This window comes from Pseudomonas sp. RG1 (genome assembly GCF_025910115.1).
Classification (GTDB): Bacteria; Pseudomonadota; Gammaproteobacteria; order Pseudomonadales; family Pseudomonadaceae; genus Aquipseudomonas; species Aquipseudomonas atacamensis.
On sequence record NZ_JAPCIK010000016.1, the window covers coordinates 141,223 to 157,535 of the forward strand.

Here is a 16,313-nt window from a genome sequence, read left to right on the forward strand (position 1 = left end):
GGCTGGCCTCTGGTGGGCCGTCGGGCCTTGCTCGACAAATTTTGCGCAAACAAAAAAAGGCGTCCCGCTAGTTGCCTAGCGAGGACGCCTTTGTCCTGGTCCCGTTCTCTCGGGAAGCGCAGCCTTCGTCGTTGAAGGTTGGGCTTTATGTATGGTGAAAAGGGTTATGCAGTGGTTGTGCCAACTCGGGGGGACGCGGATTTATTGGGGATTGGGGTTGTGACAGGAGATTTTTTTGCACCGAATCGAGGCGTGTTGCTCGTTCGTGGCGCGTTAATTCTTGGGGTTATGCGGTGTGAAGCCGAATGCCTTCGCGAGCAGGCTCGCTCCCACAAGGTGTCTGCGAACGACGCCAATCCCCTGTGGGAGCGAGCCTGCTCGCGAATGGCGCAACTCAATCTCAGCCATGAAACAACAAAACCAGCAGCACCACATTCCCGAGCAATGCCAGAAGCGCCATGGTCCGCCAGACCTTCAACGGCTCCCGCTCGAGTAAAGGCCGGGGCCGCACACTCAAACTTTGCCGCTCACCCTGTTCCAGCACCAGCAGCCACTCTTCAGCGGTTTCGAAGCGTTGCTGCGGATCGGCGGCGACGCCGCGTTCCAGACTTTGCGCCAGCCATTCCGGCAGATCCGGGCGATAGCGACTGGCATTCACCGGTACGCCAAATCGGGGCCGCTGGAACGCTTCGATTTCGCCATAGGGAAAATGCCCGGTGAGCAGGTAATAGAGAGTGACACCGACAGAATACAAATCCTGTTGTGCACTCGGTGGTTCGCCGCGAAACGCTTCCGGGGCGATAAAACTAGGCGTTCCCGGCAGGGTCGACGGCGCGTCCTCGGACAGTCCCGGGCAATAAGCCAGGCCGAAATCCAGCAGGCGCAGCTCGCCATCATCCCCCAGCAACAGGTTTTCCGGTTTGATGTCGCGATGCAGAATCTGCCGCCGATGCAGCAGCCCGACCGCGCGCAATAGCCGCTCGGCGATGTCCTGCCACTGCGCCAAAGGCAACGGGCCGCTGTGTTGAAACACGTCGGCCAGCGTCGTCCCGGCGTATTCGCGCATGACGTAATACAAATGTTGACGCTGAGTGCAGGCATGGATTTGCGGAAAATGCCGGCCGGCCACGCGCTTGAGAAACCATTCCTCCGACAGCAATGCCTGCCCGGCTTGCGGATCGTCGGCCAGCCGCGTCGGCAAGGTCTTCAGCAGCCAAGGCTGGCCCTGGCTATCGAGCACGCGATATAGCAATGATTGCTGGCTCTGGCCGATGATGCCTTGCACCTGCCAGCCTTCAAACGCTTGCCCGGGTTTCAGCGTTGGCGGCAGTGGCCATTGCTGCAATTGCACCAGCGCATCGCCGATGCTCGCTTCGCCCAGCGCATCGACGCGCACCAGCAGGGCACTGGCGTTGTCCTGACTGCCGGCCAGATGCGCGGCGTTGACCAAGGTTTGCGCCGCGCTGGGCAGATCCACTTGATCGCGCAGAATCGCGGCGATCGCGGTATCGCCCAGGGTCGACCAGACGCCGTCGCTGAGCAGCACGAAGCTTTCGCCCTCACGCAGTTCGCCGTCGAGGAAATCCAGGACCAGATGCTGATCGAGCCCGAGCGCACGTTTGAGCACGTGTTGCATGCCCGGTTGCTCCCAGACGTGATCCTCGCTGATGCGCTGCAAGCGCTCGGCGTGCCAGCGATAGACCCGGCAATCGCCGACATGGGCGAGGGTGAAGCGTCGACCGCGCATCACCAGCGCGCTGACCGTGGTCAGCAGCGGTTGCCCGCCGCCGTTGGCCTGCAGCCAGCGATTTTGCGCAAGCAGCAGGCGATCCAGCGCTTGGGCCACGCTCCAGGTTTCCGGCGTCGCGTAGTAGTCCAGCGCCAGCGCCTGCAAGGTCGAACGCGCGGCGAGGCCGCCATCGGCGCACTGGCTGACGCCGTCGGCGATGGCGAACAGATAACCCTTGCTCACCGCCAGTGCCGGCGCCGGTGTCACCGAACGCAGGGCGTCCTGATTCTCCGCGCGCGGGCCGGTGGCGCTGGCTTCGGCGAAGCTCAGTTGCAGGGCCATTGAGGCCTCAGACCCGCGCCGCCGTTACTGCCGCCGAACCCCAGGTGGTTCTCCAGCGACGCTTGACGCCGTGCAGGCCAAACCATGCCAGCACGCCGAGGCTGGCGAACAACCACAGTGCCAGTTGATAGCTGCCGGTGCTTTGCTTGATCGCGCCCATGCCGGCCGCGAGGGCGAAGCCGCCGATACCGCCGGCCATGCCGATCAGCCCGGTCATCACGCCGATCTCCAGACGAAAACGCTGCGGCACCAGTTGGAAAACCGCACCGTTGCCCGCGCCCAAGCCGAGCATGGTGCAGACGAAAAGCGCCAGCGCCGCGTAGGAACTTGGCAGATTGAAGCCGACGGCGGCGATGCAGATGGCAGCGACGGTGTACATCGCCAGCAAGGTGCGAATGCCGCCGAAGCGATCGGCCAGCGCGCCACCCAGTGGCCGCATCAGGCTGCCGCCGAACACGCAGGCAGCGGTGTAGTAGCCGGCGGTTACCGGGCTCAGACCGTATTGATCGTTGAAGTAACCGGGCAGGGCGCTGGCCAGGCCGATGAAACCGCCGAAGGTGACGCTGTAGAAAAACATGAACCACCAACTGTCGCGATCACCGAGGGCCTTGAAGTAGTCGGCCATGGCTTTCGGTTTTGGCCGCTGCGGGGCGTTTTTTGCCAACAGGGCGAACAGCGCCAAGGTCAGAACCAGCGGGATCAGGGCGAAACCGAAGACATTGCTCCAGCCGAACGCGGCGGCAATCACTGGCGCCAGCAGCGCGGCGAACACGGTGCCGGAGTTGCCCGCACCGGCGATGCCCATGGCTTTGCCCTGATGTTCTGGTGGATACCACTGCGAGGCCAGCGGCAGGGCCACGGCGAACGACGCGCCCGCCATGCCGAGGAACAGGCCGAGGATCAGCGCCTGTTCATAACTGTGGATGCCGAGTTTCCAGGCACCGAACAGCGCGCAGATGACGATGACCTGGCCGATCAGCCCGGCGGTCTTGGGCGACAAGCGATCAGCGAGCATGCCCATGGCGAAGCGCAACGCCGCGCCGGCGAGAATCGGCGTGGCGACGACGAGGCCGCGTTGCTGGGTGGTCAGGTGCAGGTCGGCGGCAATCTGCACCGCCAGCGGGCCGAGCAGGTACCAGACCATGAAGCTCAGGTCGAAATACAGGAAGGCCGCGAACAGGGTCGGGGTATGGCCGGATTTCCAGAAGCTTGAATTCATCGCGCACCTCGGCTGAAAAGAGTCTCGAAAGGAGTCATGCACAGCAGGTGGAGCGCCTCACGGCCGCACCACCGGCCCCGTTCTGTGGGGCCAAAACGCAAAAACGCCGCTACCTGATTCGCCGGGGGGCGAACGGGGTGAGCGACGTCTTTGTCGTAGGTGGGGCAACCGCCGTTGGTTACCTGTGCGGTTTACTTAGCGAGATTTGTGCCAACAGCTGAAAAGCAAAAGCCCCTCACCCTAGCCCTCTCCCAGAGGGAGAGGGAACCGAGCGGGGGATGGCCGAATCATTTGCCGATCTGAAAGATTTCGAGTGAATCCATAATCGACTCGGTCGTTCAGGTCGGCGGACAGCGCAAGACAACGCGGTCGGTCCCCTCTCCCTCCGGGAGAGGGCTAGGGTGAGGGGCTCTTGATTTGCAGCGAAAATTTCAGCCCAGCAACTCACTCATGGCAATGATCTGCTCCGCCACCTGAATCAGCTTCTGCTGGCGGCTCATGGCCTGGCGGCGCATCAGCGTATAGGCCTCTTCCTCGTTGCAGTCCTTCATCTTCATCAGCAAACCCTTGGCCAGTTCGATGCGCTTGCGCTCGGCCAGTTGCTGGTCACGGGCCTGCAATTGCGCGCGCAAGGCCTGGTCACTCTCGAAGCGCGCCATCGCCACGTCGAGAATCGGCTGCAACCGTTGTGCGTGAATGCCTTCGACGATGTAGGCACTGACCCCGGACTTGATCGCCTGACGCATCACCCCCGGGTCATGTTCGTCGGTGAACATCACGATCGGCCGGGGCTGGTCGCGGCTAACCAGCACCACTTGCTCCATGACATCGCGGCTCGGTGACTCGGTATCGATCAGGATCACGTCCGGGCGCACCGTTTCGACGCGCGCCGGCAGGTCGATGGTCAGGCCGGACTCGTCGATTACCTCGAAGCCGGCCTCGGTCAGCGCCGCTTTCAGGCGTCCGACTTTTTTCGCGGTGTCGTTGATCAGCAGAATGCGCAACATGTTCGCGGTCTCCTGTCAGCGCTGGGCGAGAAGGGGGGCGGTGTCGTTCAGGGCATGCAGTTTGAAACTGCGCGCATAGCCCGCCGGATCGCTGCCGTCCCAGACCTTGCCGTCGAGCAACTGGCTGCTGCGCAGGTCGGCGTGCGAAGCCGCAATACCGACAGCGCTCGCTGCCTCGCGATACAGATCCAGACGCTGAACCTGGCGGGCGACGGCCAGATAATCCGGATCCTCGCGCAACAGACCCCAGCGACGGAACTGGGTCATGAACCACATGCCGTCGGAAAGGTAGGGCAGATTGACCTCGCCATCGCCATGAAAACGCAGCGCATGCGGATCCTGCCAGCGATTACCGAGGCCATCGGCGTAGTCACCCATAAAACGCGGCTCGATGCACGCGGCGGGAGTGTCGAGGTATTCGGTGGCGCTGAGCAATTGCGCGGTGCTGCGGCGGTTTTCCGGGCTTTCTTCGATGAAGCGACTGGCCTCAAGAATGGCCATGACCAGCGCCCGCGCGGTGTTGGGATATTGCTCGACGAATTCGCGGGTGCAGCCGAGGACTTTTTCCGGGTGGTCGGGCCAGATGCTTTGGCTGGTCGCCAGGGTGAAGCCGAGATCCTGCTGCACGGCGCTGGCCGCCCACGGTTCGCCGACGCAAAAACCGTCGATGCGCCCGGCTTGCAGGTGCGCGACCATTTGCGGCGGCGGCACGACCACGCTGTCGACGTCCTGCAACGGATGAATGCCCTGGCTCGCCAGCCAGTAATAAAGCCACATCGCATGGGTGCCGGTGGGAAAGGTCTGGGCGAAGGTCAGTTTTGCGCGGCTTTGGTGCACGTGCCGATCGAGCGCTTCAGGACTGTTCACGCCAGCCTGTTGCAAACCATGGGACAGGTTCAGGCTCTGGCCATTCTGGTTCAGACCCATCAGCACTGCCATGTCGGTCGGGGCGACGCCGCCGATGCCCAGGTGCACCGCGTAAATCAGTCCGTACAGGCTGTGCGCGGCATCCAGTTCGCCGCTGACCAGTTTGTCGCGCAGGTTGGCCCATGACGCCTGACGCTTGAGGTTCAGGGTCAGGCCGTAGGGCTGGGCGAAGCCCTGGGTGGCGGCGACCACCACCGAGGCGCAGTCGCTCAGCGCCATGAAGCCGAGATTGATCGCGCTCTTTTCCGGCGCATCGCTGCCATTGACCCAGGCCAGAGGCCCCAAGGACGTTTCGTTCATACGCTACCTCAAAAAAAACGTCGTCCCGGATTCTGCGCAGGCAAAACCCGGGGACGACGCCATTGTCCTGGCCTGCGCGCCGTCATTGGTCGGCAGACTGATGAGCGGGGTGGTGCAAGGCATATGCCAGTCGCCTGATTCGCGCAGGCGCCTCGCGCCGGGGGACGATGCCCGGCTATAATCGCCGCCTCTTTTCGCCGCCCGAGTCATTGCCGCCCATGTACACCCTGGCCCGTCAGCTGTTGTTCAAACTTTCCCCGGAAACCTCCCACGATCTGTCGCTGGATCTGATCGGCGCGGGTGGACGTTTGGGCCTCAACGGCTTGCTGTGCAAGGCGCCGGCGAAAATGCCGGTGACCGTCATGGGGCTGGAGTTCCCGAACCCGGTGGGGCTGGCGGCAGGTCTGGACAAGAACGGCGCGGCCATCGACGGCTTTGCACAATTGGGTTTCGGTTTTGTCGAAATCGGCACCGTGACCCCGCGCCCACAACCGGGTAACCCGAAACCACGGATCTTCCGCCTGCCGGAAGCCGAGGCGATCATCAACCGCATGGGTTTCAACAACCTCGGTGTGGATAACCTGCTGGCGCGGGTCGCTGCGGCAAAATACCAGGGCGTGCTGGGCATCAATATCGGCAAGAACTTCGACACTCCCGTCGAGCGTGCGGTCGACGATTACCTGATCTGCCTGGACAAGGTTTACGCCCACGCCAGCTACGTCACCGTCAACGTCAGCTCGCCAAACACCCCGGGCCTGCGCAGCCTGCAGTTCGGTGACTCGCTCAAGCAATTGCTCGCGGATCTGGCCACTCGTCGCGCCGAACTGGCCCTGCGTCACGGCAAGCATGTGCCGCTGGCGATCAAGATCGCGCCGGACATGACCGACGAAGAGACTGCGCAGGTTGCCCAGGCATTGATCGAAACCGGCATGGACGCGGTCATCGCCACCAATACGACTTTGAGCCGTGTCGGTGTTGAAGGCATGGAGCATGGCGACGAGGCGGGCGGTCTGTCCGGCGCGCCAGTGCGTGAGAAGAGCACCCATACCGTGAAAGTGCTGGCGGGCGAATTGGCCGGACGCTTGCCGATCATTGCCGCGGGCGGGATTACCGAGGGCAAACACGCGGCGGAGAAAATCACTGCTGGCGCGAGCCTGGTGCAGATCTATTCGGGCTTCATCTACAAAGGCCCGGCGCTGATTCGTGAATCGGTGGATGCGATCGCCGCGTTGCGCTGAGGATTGCCGAGGCGTTGGGGGGCCTTTGTGGCGAGGGGATTTATCCCCGCTGGGCTGCCCAGCAGCCCCAAACCTTGCACATTGATATGCCAGTTAAATTGAAATTCCGACTTCGCGACTGCTGCGCAGCCGAGCGGGGATACATCCCCTCGCCACGTGGAACCCGGTTAACCCTTTTTGCAGGCATCAAAAAGGGCTCCTCGAAGGAGCCCCTGGGCCGTAGCCCGCCGTCCGGGAAGGACGTGCGTGGTTAATTCATTGCAAATTCAGATTGTCGTGTCGGAATAAATGCCCTGTGTCAGCCGACGGCGTGAAGTTCGTTGAGTCTGTGGATTCCCGCAGTGCCGGTCATACCGTCCCAGTTGTCGCCGCGTCCTTCTCGCCAGCCGTTGATCCAGGCTTGACGTACCGACGGTAGAGTAAATGGGCAAAGCTCACGGGATTTGCCACCAACGCCATATTGATATCCGCGCAAAAATGCTCTTTCCAACGGATCACGCTTAAGTCTTCTCATAGGGTGTTTCCCTCACTTGTTGACTGTAGTGTCGCGTTGACCTCAATTGAGGTCTGGCAGAAAAAACCTGCCATCGTGCGGCTCGCTGCCGGCGTGGCGAGCCAAGGTGTTGACGCCGTTGCGACGTCAACCTGTGCTCAGTTCTAACCAATGAGTCACACCGAGGGAATGATCGTTTTGTCATAAGCACGTAACGTAAAGGATGCTATGGCGATAAGTAACCGCGTATTTATTCAACGTTCAATGCGCAAACCCCGGTATGATCGGCGCCCCGCTGACTCAGGGGGTTAATCCTTTAGTGAGAATGACCCACGTTTGCGCTTGGGTAATATTCGACGAAGGGTCGCTTTCAGTCTTTTTGTTGCACCAACTTTTTTATCTGTCCCGGCATCTAAGCTCTTTTAACCCGAGCAGCGGGGATGGAACGGCACACCTTCGTGCCACGCGGGCGCTCTTTCAGAAAAGCGCCTGATTGAAAACCGGGTCGGCAATGCGTTGCCGGCCCACTAGCCAAAGGCTCTGGAATTACCATGTCCGATCGTTTCGAACTCTTCCTCACTTGCCCCAAAGGCCTTGAAGGCCTGCTCATCGAGGAAGCCGTCGGGCTTGGCCTTGAAGAAGCGCGCGAGCACACCTCCGCCGTGCGTGGCATGGCGACCATGGAAACCGCCTATCGCCTGTGCCTCTGGTCGCGTCTGGCCAACCGTGTGTTGCTGGTGCTCAAGCGTTTCCCGATGAAGGACGCCGAAGACCTCTACCACGGCGTGCTCGACATCGACTGGCAGGATCACATGCTCAGCGACGGCACCCTGGCCGTCGAGTTCAGCGGCCACGGCTCGGGCATCGACAATACCCACTTCGGCGCGCTGAAAGTCAAAGACGCCATCGTCGACAAACTGCGCACGCCGCAGGGCGATCGTCCATCCATCGACAAACTCAACCCGGACCTGCGTATCCACCTGCGTCTGGATCGCGGCGAAGCGATTCTGTCCCTCGACCTTTCCGGCCACAGCCTGCACCAGCGCGGCTATCGCTTGCAGCAGGGCGCGGCGCCGCTGAAGGAAAACCTCGCGGCGGCAATCCTCATTCGCTCCGGTTGGCCGCGTATTGCTGCCGAAGGTGGCGCACTGGCTGACCCGATGTGCGGTGTCGGTACGTTCCTCGTCGAAGCCGGGATGATTGCCGCCGACATGGCGCCGAACCTGCGTCGCGAGCAGTGGGGCTTTACCGCGTGGCTCGGTCACGTGCCGGCACTCTGGAAAAAACTCCATGAAGAAGCCGTCGAGCGTGCCGCCGCCGGTCTGGCCAAACCGCCGCTGTGGATTCGCGGTTACGAAGCCGATCCACGATTGATTCAGCCAGGCCGCAACAACGTTGAACGCGCCGGCCTCAGCGAGTGGATCAAGATCTACCAGGGCGAAGTGGCGACCTTCGAGCCGCGCCCGGATCAGAACCAGAAAGGTCTGGTGATCTGCAACCCGCCGTACGGCGAGCGTCTCGGTGACGAAGCCAGCCTGCTGTATCTCTATCAGAACCTCGGCGAGCGTCTGCGTCAGGCCTGCCTGAACTGGGAAGCGGCGGTGTTCACCGGCGCCCCGGATCTGGGCAAGCGCATGGGTATCCGCAGCCACAAACAGTATTCGTTCTGGAACGGCGCGCTGCCGTGCAAACTGCTGCTGATCAAGGTTCTGCCCGATCAGTTCGTCACTGGCGAACGTCGCACTCCGGAACAGCGTCAGGCCGAGCGCGAGCAAGCGGCTTACGATCAGACCCCGGACGAGCCGCAAGAGCGCAAGTTCAACAAGAACGGCAACCCGATCAAGCCGACGCCAGCCCCGGCGCCAGTGATTGAACAGCCGCGCTTGAGTGAAGGCGGGCAGATGTTTGCCAATCGCTTGCAGAAAAATCTCAAGGCGATGGGCAAGTGGGTCAAGCGCGAAGGCATCGATTGCTACCGCGTCTATGATGCCGACATGCCGGAATACGCGATGGCCATCGACCTGTACCACGACTGGGTGCACGTTCAGGAATACGCCGCGCCGAAATCCATCGACCCGGAAAAAGCCTCGGCGCGCATGTTCGATGCGCTGGCGGCCATTCCGCAGGCGTTGAACGTCGACAAGAACCGCGTGGTGGTCAAGCGCCGCGAGCGCCAGAGCGGCACCAAGCAGTACGAGCGTCAGGCTGCGCAGGGCAAGTTCGTCGAGGTCAATGAAGGTGGCGTGAAGTTGCTGGTCAACCTCACCGACTACCTCGACACCGGCCTGTTCCTCGATCACCGGCCGATGCGCATGCGCATTCAGAAAGAGGCGGCCGGCAAACGCTTCCTCAATCTGTTCTGTTACACCGCGACCGCCAGCGTGCACGCGGCCAAGGGTGGCGCGCGCAGCACCACCAGCGTCGACCTGTCGAAAACCTATCTGGACTGGGCGCGGCGCAACTTGTCGTTGAACGGTTTCTCGGACAAGAACCGTCTGGAGCAGGGCGATGTGATGGCGTGGCTGGAAAGCAGCCGTGACGAATACGACCTGATCTTCATTGACCCGCCGACGTTCTCCAACTCCAAGCGCATGGAAGGCATCTTCGATGTGCAGCGCGATCAGGTGCAGTTGATCGACTTGGCGATGGCGCGGCTGGCACCGGGTGGCGTGCTGTATTTCTCCAACAACTTCCGCAAGTTCCAGTTGGAGGAAAACCTCGCCGAGCGTTATGCGGTCGAGGAAATCAGCGCGCAGACCATTGATCCGGATTTCGCCCGCAATACCAAGATCCACCGCGCCTGGAAAATCACGGCTCGTTGACGCGTTCACTGGTTGGATCCACAGAGCGTTGATTTTTAACGGCTCGGTGGATCCAGCGGTGCTAGCTAAATTAGTGGCTAATAGCTATAACTCACACACCGCCAATGGGGTTTTCCCGCAAATCTGGCGGAGTGAGTCGTGCTTATGCCGTTGCACCCCGTGCGCCCGAAAATCCTCGGTTTCATCAGTGAAGACGTCTCAGCCTGGCTGGTCGCTTTGCTGGTGTTGCTTGCCGGCGGGATTCTCACCGGGCTGCTCGCATGGGGCACCTTCAACCAGTTTCAGCAACAATCGCGTCAGCGTTTCCAACTGCTGGCCAACGAACGCTACAGCCGCATCGCCGAACGTTTTCAGGACCAGGAGCAACGTCTCGATGGCCTGCGGCGGTTCTTCGCCAACTCCGAATCGGTGTCCCGCGCTGAATTCGATGGTTACTCTCGACCCTTATTGCTGCGCACCCAAGCCTATACCTACGCGCCGCGAGTCAGCGGTGCCGAACGGACCGCGTTCGAACAGCAGGTGCGTGATGAGGGCCTGAGCAATTTCACCATTCGCGAACTGGACGCCAAGGGCGAGCTGCAACTGGCGGCGCCGCGCGAGGAATACGTGCCGGTGCTCTACACGCAAACCCAAAGCCGACTGGCGCCACCACTGGGCTACGACTTGCTCGCCCAACCCATGCGCCGCGAAACCCTGCAACGCGCCGACCAGCTCGGCAGCATGGCGGTGTCGCAACCGATGCATCTGGTCGGGATCGAGCCGTCGTATGCGCGTGGTGTGCTGCTGCTGGCGCCGGTCAGTCGCGCTGGAGAATCGCAGCCGTTCGGCTATGTGATGGCGGTGATCAGCATGCGCCAGTTGCTCGCCGATGGATTGCCCGATGCCCTGCACGATTATCTGTCGGTGCGCATTCTCGACCTGTCGACCCAGGATCAGCACGAGGCGCTGTTCGAATCGAGCAACGAGGCGGTGCCCGGCGAACTGGCGGCGACGCGCTTGCTGCGCATGGCCGATCACGACTATCAGGTCGATATCCTGCCGAGCGAAGCGTTCATGCAGGCCAACCATTCGTCGGTGGGCAGCGTGATCATTCTGGGCGGCTTGCTCAGCGCATTGCTCAGCGCCTTGCTTTATGTGCTGGTCAGCCAGCGCCAGCGCGCGGTGCGCCTGGTCGAGGTGCGCACTCAGGAGTTGCACGAGCGCGAGCAGGAGTTGCGCGGCACCCACGGTCAGTTGCGCGGCGTGCTGAATGCCGCCACTCAGGTCGCGATCATTGCCACTGACCTGCGCGGCGTGATCAACACTTTCAATCCCGGTGCCGAGCAAATGCTCGGCTACAGCAGCGCCGAAGTCGTTGGGCGCATGACCCTGGAGAACCTGCATTTGCCACGGGAACTGGCGGCGCGTTCGGCCGAGTTGAGTGCGCGCTACGGCAAAAACATTCCGACTTGCCACGCGATGCTGGTCGAGGGCGGCGAAGTCGGCGGCCACGAGGCACGCGAATGGACCCTGGTGCGCAGCGATGGCAGTCACCTGCCGGTGAACATGCTCGCCACCCCGGTGCTTGACGAGCAAGGCCTGTGGGTCGGTCATCTGGCGATCTGCATCGACATCACCGAACGCAAACGCGTGCACGAGGTGCTGGCAGCACGCGACACATTGCTGAAGAAGCTCAGCGCCCATGTTCCCGGTGGCATCTACCAATTCAAGATGGAATTCGACGGACGCTTCAGCGTGATCTACGCCAGCGATGGCATCCGCGAAATCTACGAGCTGGAGCCGGATGTGCTGCTGCTCGACTCCGAGGCGATCTTCAGTCGTATCCACCCGCAAGATGCGATTCGCGTGCGCAGCTCGATCCGCGAATCGGCGGAAAACCTCAGCCCCTGGCGCGAGGAGTACCGCGTGCAACTGCCCGAGCGCGGTCTGCGCTGGGTGCGCGGCGAGGCGACACCGGAAGAGCTGCCGGGCGGCGGAGTGCTGTGGCACGGTTATATCTCGGATATCTCCGATCTCAAGCGCGTGGAAGAAGAATTGCGCGCGTTGTCGATCACCGACTCGCTGACCGGCATTCACAACCGCCGCTATTTCCAGGAACGCCTGACCACCGAAATGGCCCGGGTCGAGCGTGGCGGCGGTGAGCTGTCGGTGATCATGCTCGACATCGACCACTTCAAGCGCATCAACGATCAGTTCGGCCACGCCGTCGGCGACCGCGTGCTGCAGGCAGTCTGCGAGCGGATCGGCCATCGCCTGCGCCGCACCGACGTGTTCTGCCGTTTGGGCGGTGAAGAGTTCATGGTGCTGTGCCCGGACATCGACGGCGAACACGCCTACATGCTGGCGATGGAGTTGTGGGAAGGTTTGCGCAGCGCGCCGGTGGACGTGGTCGGCTTGGTCACCGCGAGTTTCGGCATCGCCAGCTGGCGCCCGGGGGAGGGCGCAGATGCGCTATTGCTGCGCGCTGACTCAGGGGTTTACGCGGCGAAGCAGAATGGCCGGGATCGGGTTGAGCGGGAGATGAGCTGAGCCGCTGATGCTCGATACACCACAAACCTGTGGGAGCTGGCTTGCCAGCGATAGGGTCATTCCAGTCAGCATATTCGGTGACTGACAGTCCGCTATCGCTGGCAAGCCAGCTCCCACAGGGTTTTGTGATGTGGCTTGGATTGCGTTAGAGCACCGAAGCGGTCTGCGGCAGTTTCGGCTGTTTGTACAGATCCAGCAGCACCTGATCGAGTACCGACGAGGCGCCGAACGGGGCCTTGTCGTTAAGGATCGCTACCACCGCCCAGGTATTGCCATTCACGTCACGGCTGAAACCGGCGATCGCGCGCACGGTGTTCAGGGTGCCGGTCTTGACGTGGGCTTCGCCGCGCATCGCCGTGGTTTTCAGACGTTTGCGCATGGTGCCGTCGGTGCCGGCAATCGGCAGCGAGCTGATGTACTCGGCGGCGTACGGGCTGTGCCAGGCGGCCTGCAGCATGTTGGCCATCTCACGTGCACTGACCCGCTCGGCCCGCGACAGACCAGAGCCATTCTCCATCACCAGATGCGGCGCGGTGATGCCTTTCTTCGCCAGCCACTGCCGCACCACGCGCTGCGCAGCCCGCGCGTCATCACCGTCGGCATCGTTGCGGAAACGCTGGCCAAGACTGAGGAACAGCTGCTGGGCCATGGTGTTGTTACTGTATTTGTTGATGTCGCGGATGATCTCGGCCAGATCCGGCGAGTACGCGCGGGCGAGCAGTTTGGCGCCGCTCGGCGTCGGTGCCAGACGATCCTTGCCCTGAATGCTGCCACCCAGCTCCTTCCAGATCGCCCTTACGGCGCCCGCGGTGTAGGTCGCATGGTCGAGCAGCGACAGGTAAGTCTGCGAGCTGCAGCCTTCGCCCAACTGGCCGCCGACGGTCACGGTCACGCTGCCATCGGCCTGCGGCACCGGGTTGTAGCGCACGCCACCGGTGCATTGCTTGGACGGCAGCGCCTTGACGGTGTTTTCGATACGAATGCTGGCAATCGGCGGCTCAACCGAAATCAGTACGCGGCCACCGTCATTGCGCGCGACGAAGCGCAGGGCCTTGAGGTTGACCAGCAATGAGTCGGGCTTGACCAGGAACGGCTTGTTGTCGTCGTTGCCGTCATCGTTGAATTCCGGCAATTGCGGCTGCACGAAGAAATTGCGGTCGAGGATCAGGTCACCGGTAATCTGGGTCACGCCGTTGGCGCGCAGGTCGCGCATCAGCAGCCAGAGTTTTTCCATGTTCAGCTTCGGGTCACCGCCACCCTTGAGGTAGAGGTTGCCGTTGAGAATGCCGCCGTTCAGGTCGCCGTCGGTGTAGAACTCGGTTTTCCACTGATGGTTGGGGCCGAGCATTTCCAGCGCCGCGTAGGTGGTGACCAGTTTCATCGTCGAGGCCGGATTGACCGAGACGTCGGCGTTGAACACCGTCGGCGTGCCCGGACCGTCGAGCGGCACCATCACCAGCGACAGCGCAGTGGGCTGCAACTTGCTGGCCTTGAGGGCTTTTTCGACGTTCGGGGTGAGGGAAGTGTTGATGGTGGCAGCGGAGACAGGCAGGGCCAGAGGCAGAAGAAGGCCGGCGAGAAACAGTGGACGCAACGATTTGATCATATGCAATAAAACCCTGCAAAAGAGGGGAAAAAAGACGAGGACATGGATGAAAAGGCCCTCAGTGGTCATGAAAGTGTCGGCATTATGCCCCAAGCTGTAACAGCTTGTGCCGTGTCAGGCCCGGCCAATCGCTTATTTTTTTACAGGCGGTCGGCCGCAGCGACCAGAGAGTCGGGCAATCGCCGGCTTAAACTGGTAAAGTGCCGGCCGTTATTACTTAAGAGGATTGTTCCAATGGCGACTAACCGTTCCCAGCGTCTGCGCAAAAAACTGTGCGTTGATGAATTTCAAGAGCTGGGTTTCGAACTGAACCTGGACTTCAAAGAAGACTTGTCCGAAGAAGCCATTGACGCTTTCCTCGAAGCATTCATCAAAGAAGCCATGGAAGCCAACGGTCTGGGTTATGTTGGCGGCGACGACTTCGGTCTGGTGTGCCTGCAGAAGCGTGGCTCGGTCAACGAAGAGCAGCGCGCTGCCGTTGAAGCCTGGCTGAAAAACCGCTCCGAGCTGACCAAGTACGAAGTCAGCCCGCTGCTGGACGTGTGGTATCCGGAAAAGCCGATCAACGCGGCCAAGTGATACTGAAAAAAACGGCGACCTGAGGGTCGCCGTTTTTTTTCGTCTGGGGTTTGGGTGGTACGGCTTGGGTTTGGTGGTGGATTCGCCCCTCACCCCAGCCCTTTCCCGAGGGAGAGGGGGCCGATTTGTGGGCTTTTCGGGATGTGAGTTCGACTTGGTATCCCTCGTCGGCGTATATCTTCCGAGCACCTTGGTCAGTCCCCTCTCCCTTTGGGAGAGGGCTAGGGTGAGGGGCTTTTGATCTTAAGCTCTGCGCCAATTCAAAATCACCAGCGTCAAGACCCCCGCCACAATCCCCCAAAACGCCGAACCAATGGAAAACAGCGTCAACCCCGACGCCGTGACCATGAAGGTGATCAACGCCGCTTCCCGTTCCTTCACTTCGTTCATGGCGATGCTCAAGCCATTGATGATCGAGCCGAACAGCGCCAGCGCGGCAATCGACAGCACCAGTTCCTTGGGCAACGCCGCAAACAATGCCGCCAACGTCGCGCCGAACACCCCGGCAATGCCGTAGAACACCCCGCACCAGACCGCTGCGGTGTAACGTTTGTTGCGATCTTCGTGGGCATGCGGGCCGGTGCAGATCGCCGCGCTGATCGCTGCGAGGTTGATGCCGTGGGAGCCGAACGGCGCCAACAGCAGCGAGGCGATGCCGGTGGTGGTGATCAGTGGCGAGGCCGGGACGTTGTAGCCATCAGCACGCAGCACGGCGATGCCGGGCATGTTCTGCGAGGTCATCGCCACCACGAACAGCGGAATGCCGATGCTGATGGTCGCCGCCAGTGAAAAGTGCGGGGTGGTCCAGACTGGCGTGGCAACTTCCAGATGAAACGCACTGAAATCCAGCAGCCCCATGAAGCCCGACAGCGCGGTGCCGATCAGCAGCGCCGCGAGCACGGCATAGCGTGGCGACAGGCGCTTGACCAGTAGATAAGTGAAGAACATTCCCAGCACCAGCCCGGTACGGTGTTGCGCGGCGACGAAGATTTCGCTGCCGATCTTGAACAGGATCCCTGCCAGCAGAGCTGCCGCCAAAGAGGCCGGGATCTTTTTCACCAGCCGTTCGAAGCTGCCGGTCAGGCCGCAGATCGTTACCAGTACCGCGCACGTGATGTAGGCGCCGATCGCCTCGCCGTAACTGACGCCGCCCAGGCTGGTGATCAGCAACGCCGCGCCGGGGGTCGACCAGGCGATGGTGATCGGTGTGCGATAGCGCAGCGACAGGCCGATCGAACACACAGCCATGCCGATCGAAATCGCCCAGATCCACGAGGAAATCTGCCCGCTGGTCAGCCCGGCCGCTTGCCCGGCCTGGAACATCAGCACCAGCGAACTGGTGTAACCGGTCATCATCGCGATGAAACCGGCGACGATGGCGGAAGGCGAAGTGTCGGCCAGAGGGCGCAGGCGGGCGTGGGTGGCGTCGGTCATGACGGCGGTGTTCCTTATACCAATGGAGATGTCCGCCACAACACATCCCCTGTAGGAGCTGCCGAAGGCTGCGATCTTTTGACGTTGA

At 61.7% G+C, this 16,313-nt stretch carries 11 protein-coding genes; 4 read left to right on the forward strand and 7 right to left on the reverse strand.

Annotation, left to right across the window (positions count from 1 at the left end; all coding sequences use genetic code 11):
• Positions 1 to 400 precede the first annotated feature (400 nt).
• The 4 genes from OK411_RS10135 to OK411_RS10150 form a co-directional block, all read right to left on the reverse strand.
• A complete protein-coding gene (locus OK411_RS10135; protein ID WP_122747097.1) occupies positions 401 to 2,071 on the reverse strand; it encodes a bifunctional protein-serine/threonine kinase/phosphatase in 1,671 nt (556 codons plus the stop codon).
• A 7-nt stretch (positions 2,072 to 2,078) separates the two neighbouring features.
• Positions 2,079 to 3,290 carry a nitrate/nitrite transporter gene (locus tag OK411_RS10140; RefSeq protein WP_125918504.1) on the reverse strand — a complete coding sequence of 404 codons (1,212 nt, stop codon included), beginning with the start codon at positions 3,288 to 3,290 and terminating at the stop codon, positions 2,079 to 2,081.
• 431 nt (positions 3,291 to 3,721) lie between these two features.
• Positions 3,722 to 4,297: an ANTAR domain-containing response regulator gene (locus tag OK411_RS10145; protein WP_007916390.1), complete on the reverse strand. Its 576-nt coding sequence runs from the start codon at positions 4,295 to 4,297 to the stop codon at positions 3,722 to 3,724.
• 15 nt (positions 4,298 to 4,312) lie between these two features.
• Entirely contained in the window at positions 4,313 to 5,524 is a 1,212-nt protein-coding gene (locus OK411_RS10150) for a CmpA/NrtA family ABC transporter substrate-binding protein (protein ID WP_110601336.1), read from the reverse strand.
• Positions 5,525 to 5,742: 218 nt separating this feature from the next.
• On the opposite strand from OK411_RS10150, the gene OK411_RS10155 reads away from it, so the two are divergent.
• Positions 5,743 to 6,762, forward strand: coding sequence for a quinone-dependent dihydroorotate dehydrogenase (locus tag OK411_RS10155; RefSeq protein ID WP_071171588.1), 1,020 nt, complete (start codon positions 5,743 to 5,745; stop codon positions 6,760 to 6,762).
• Positions 6,763 to 7,060: 298 nt separating this feature from the next.
• Here the strand turns inward: OK411_RS10155 and rmf are convergent, their stop codons facing one another.
• Entirely contained in the window at positions 7,061 to 7,276 is a 216-nt protein-coding gene (gene rmf / locus OK411_RS10160) for a ribosome modulation factor (RefSeq protein ID WP_003223300.1), read from the reverse strand.
• Between the two features lie 530 nt (positions 7,277 to 7,806).
• Between rmf and rlmKL the strand changes: the two genes are divergently transcribed.
• Together rlmKL and OK411_RS10170 are read left to right on the forward strand one after the other, a co-directional pair.
• A complete protein-coding gene (rlmKL, locus tag OK411_RS10165) occupies positions 7,807 to 10,077 on the forward strand; it encodes a bifunctional 23S rRNA (guanine(2069)-N(7))-methyltransferase RlmK/23S rRNA (guanine(2445)-N(2))-methyltransferase RlmL (protein ID WP_024012311.1) in 2,271 nt (756 codons plus the stop codon).
• Positions 10,078 to 10,221: 144 nt separating this feature from the next.
• Positions 10,222 to 12,606, forward strand: a complete 2,385-nt coding sequence (locus tag OK411_RS10170; RefSeq protein ID WP_264364816.1) for a diguanylate cyclase — start codon at positions 10,222 to 10,224, stop codon at positions 12,604 to 12,606.
• Positions 12,607 to 12,751: 145 nt separating this feature from the next.
• On the opposite strand, the gene dacB is transcribed toward OK411_RS10170, so the two are convergent.
• Entirely contained in the window at positions 12,752 to 14,212 is a 1,461-nt protein-coding gene (gene dacB, locus OK411_RS10175) for a D-alanyl-D-alanine carboxypeptidase/D-alanyl-D-alanine-endopeptidase (protein ID WP_073473982.1), read from the reverse strand.
• Between the two features lie 234 nt (positions 14,213 to 14,446).
• On the opposite strand from dacB, the gene OK411_RS10180 reads away from it, so the two are divergent.
• The gene (locus tag OK411_RS10180; protein WP_016773843.1) at positions 14,447 to 14,791 is read left to right on the forward strand and encodes a YggL family protein; all 345 of its coding nucleotides are present in this window, start codon (positions 14,447 to 14,449) and stop codon (positions 14,789 to 14,791) included.
• Positions 14,792 to 15,034: 243 nt separating this feature from the next.
• Here the strand turns inward: OK411_RS10180 and OK411_RS10185 are convergent, their stop codons facing one another.
• Positions 15,035 to 16,225: a benzoate/H(+) symporter BenE family transporter gene (locus tag OK411_RS10185; RefSeq protein WP_136493914.1), complete on the reverse strand. Its 1,191-nt coding sequence runs from the start codon at positions 16,223 to 16,225 to the stop codon at positions 15,035 to 15,037.
• Positions 16,226 to 16,313: the final 88 nt, after the last annotated feature.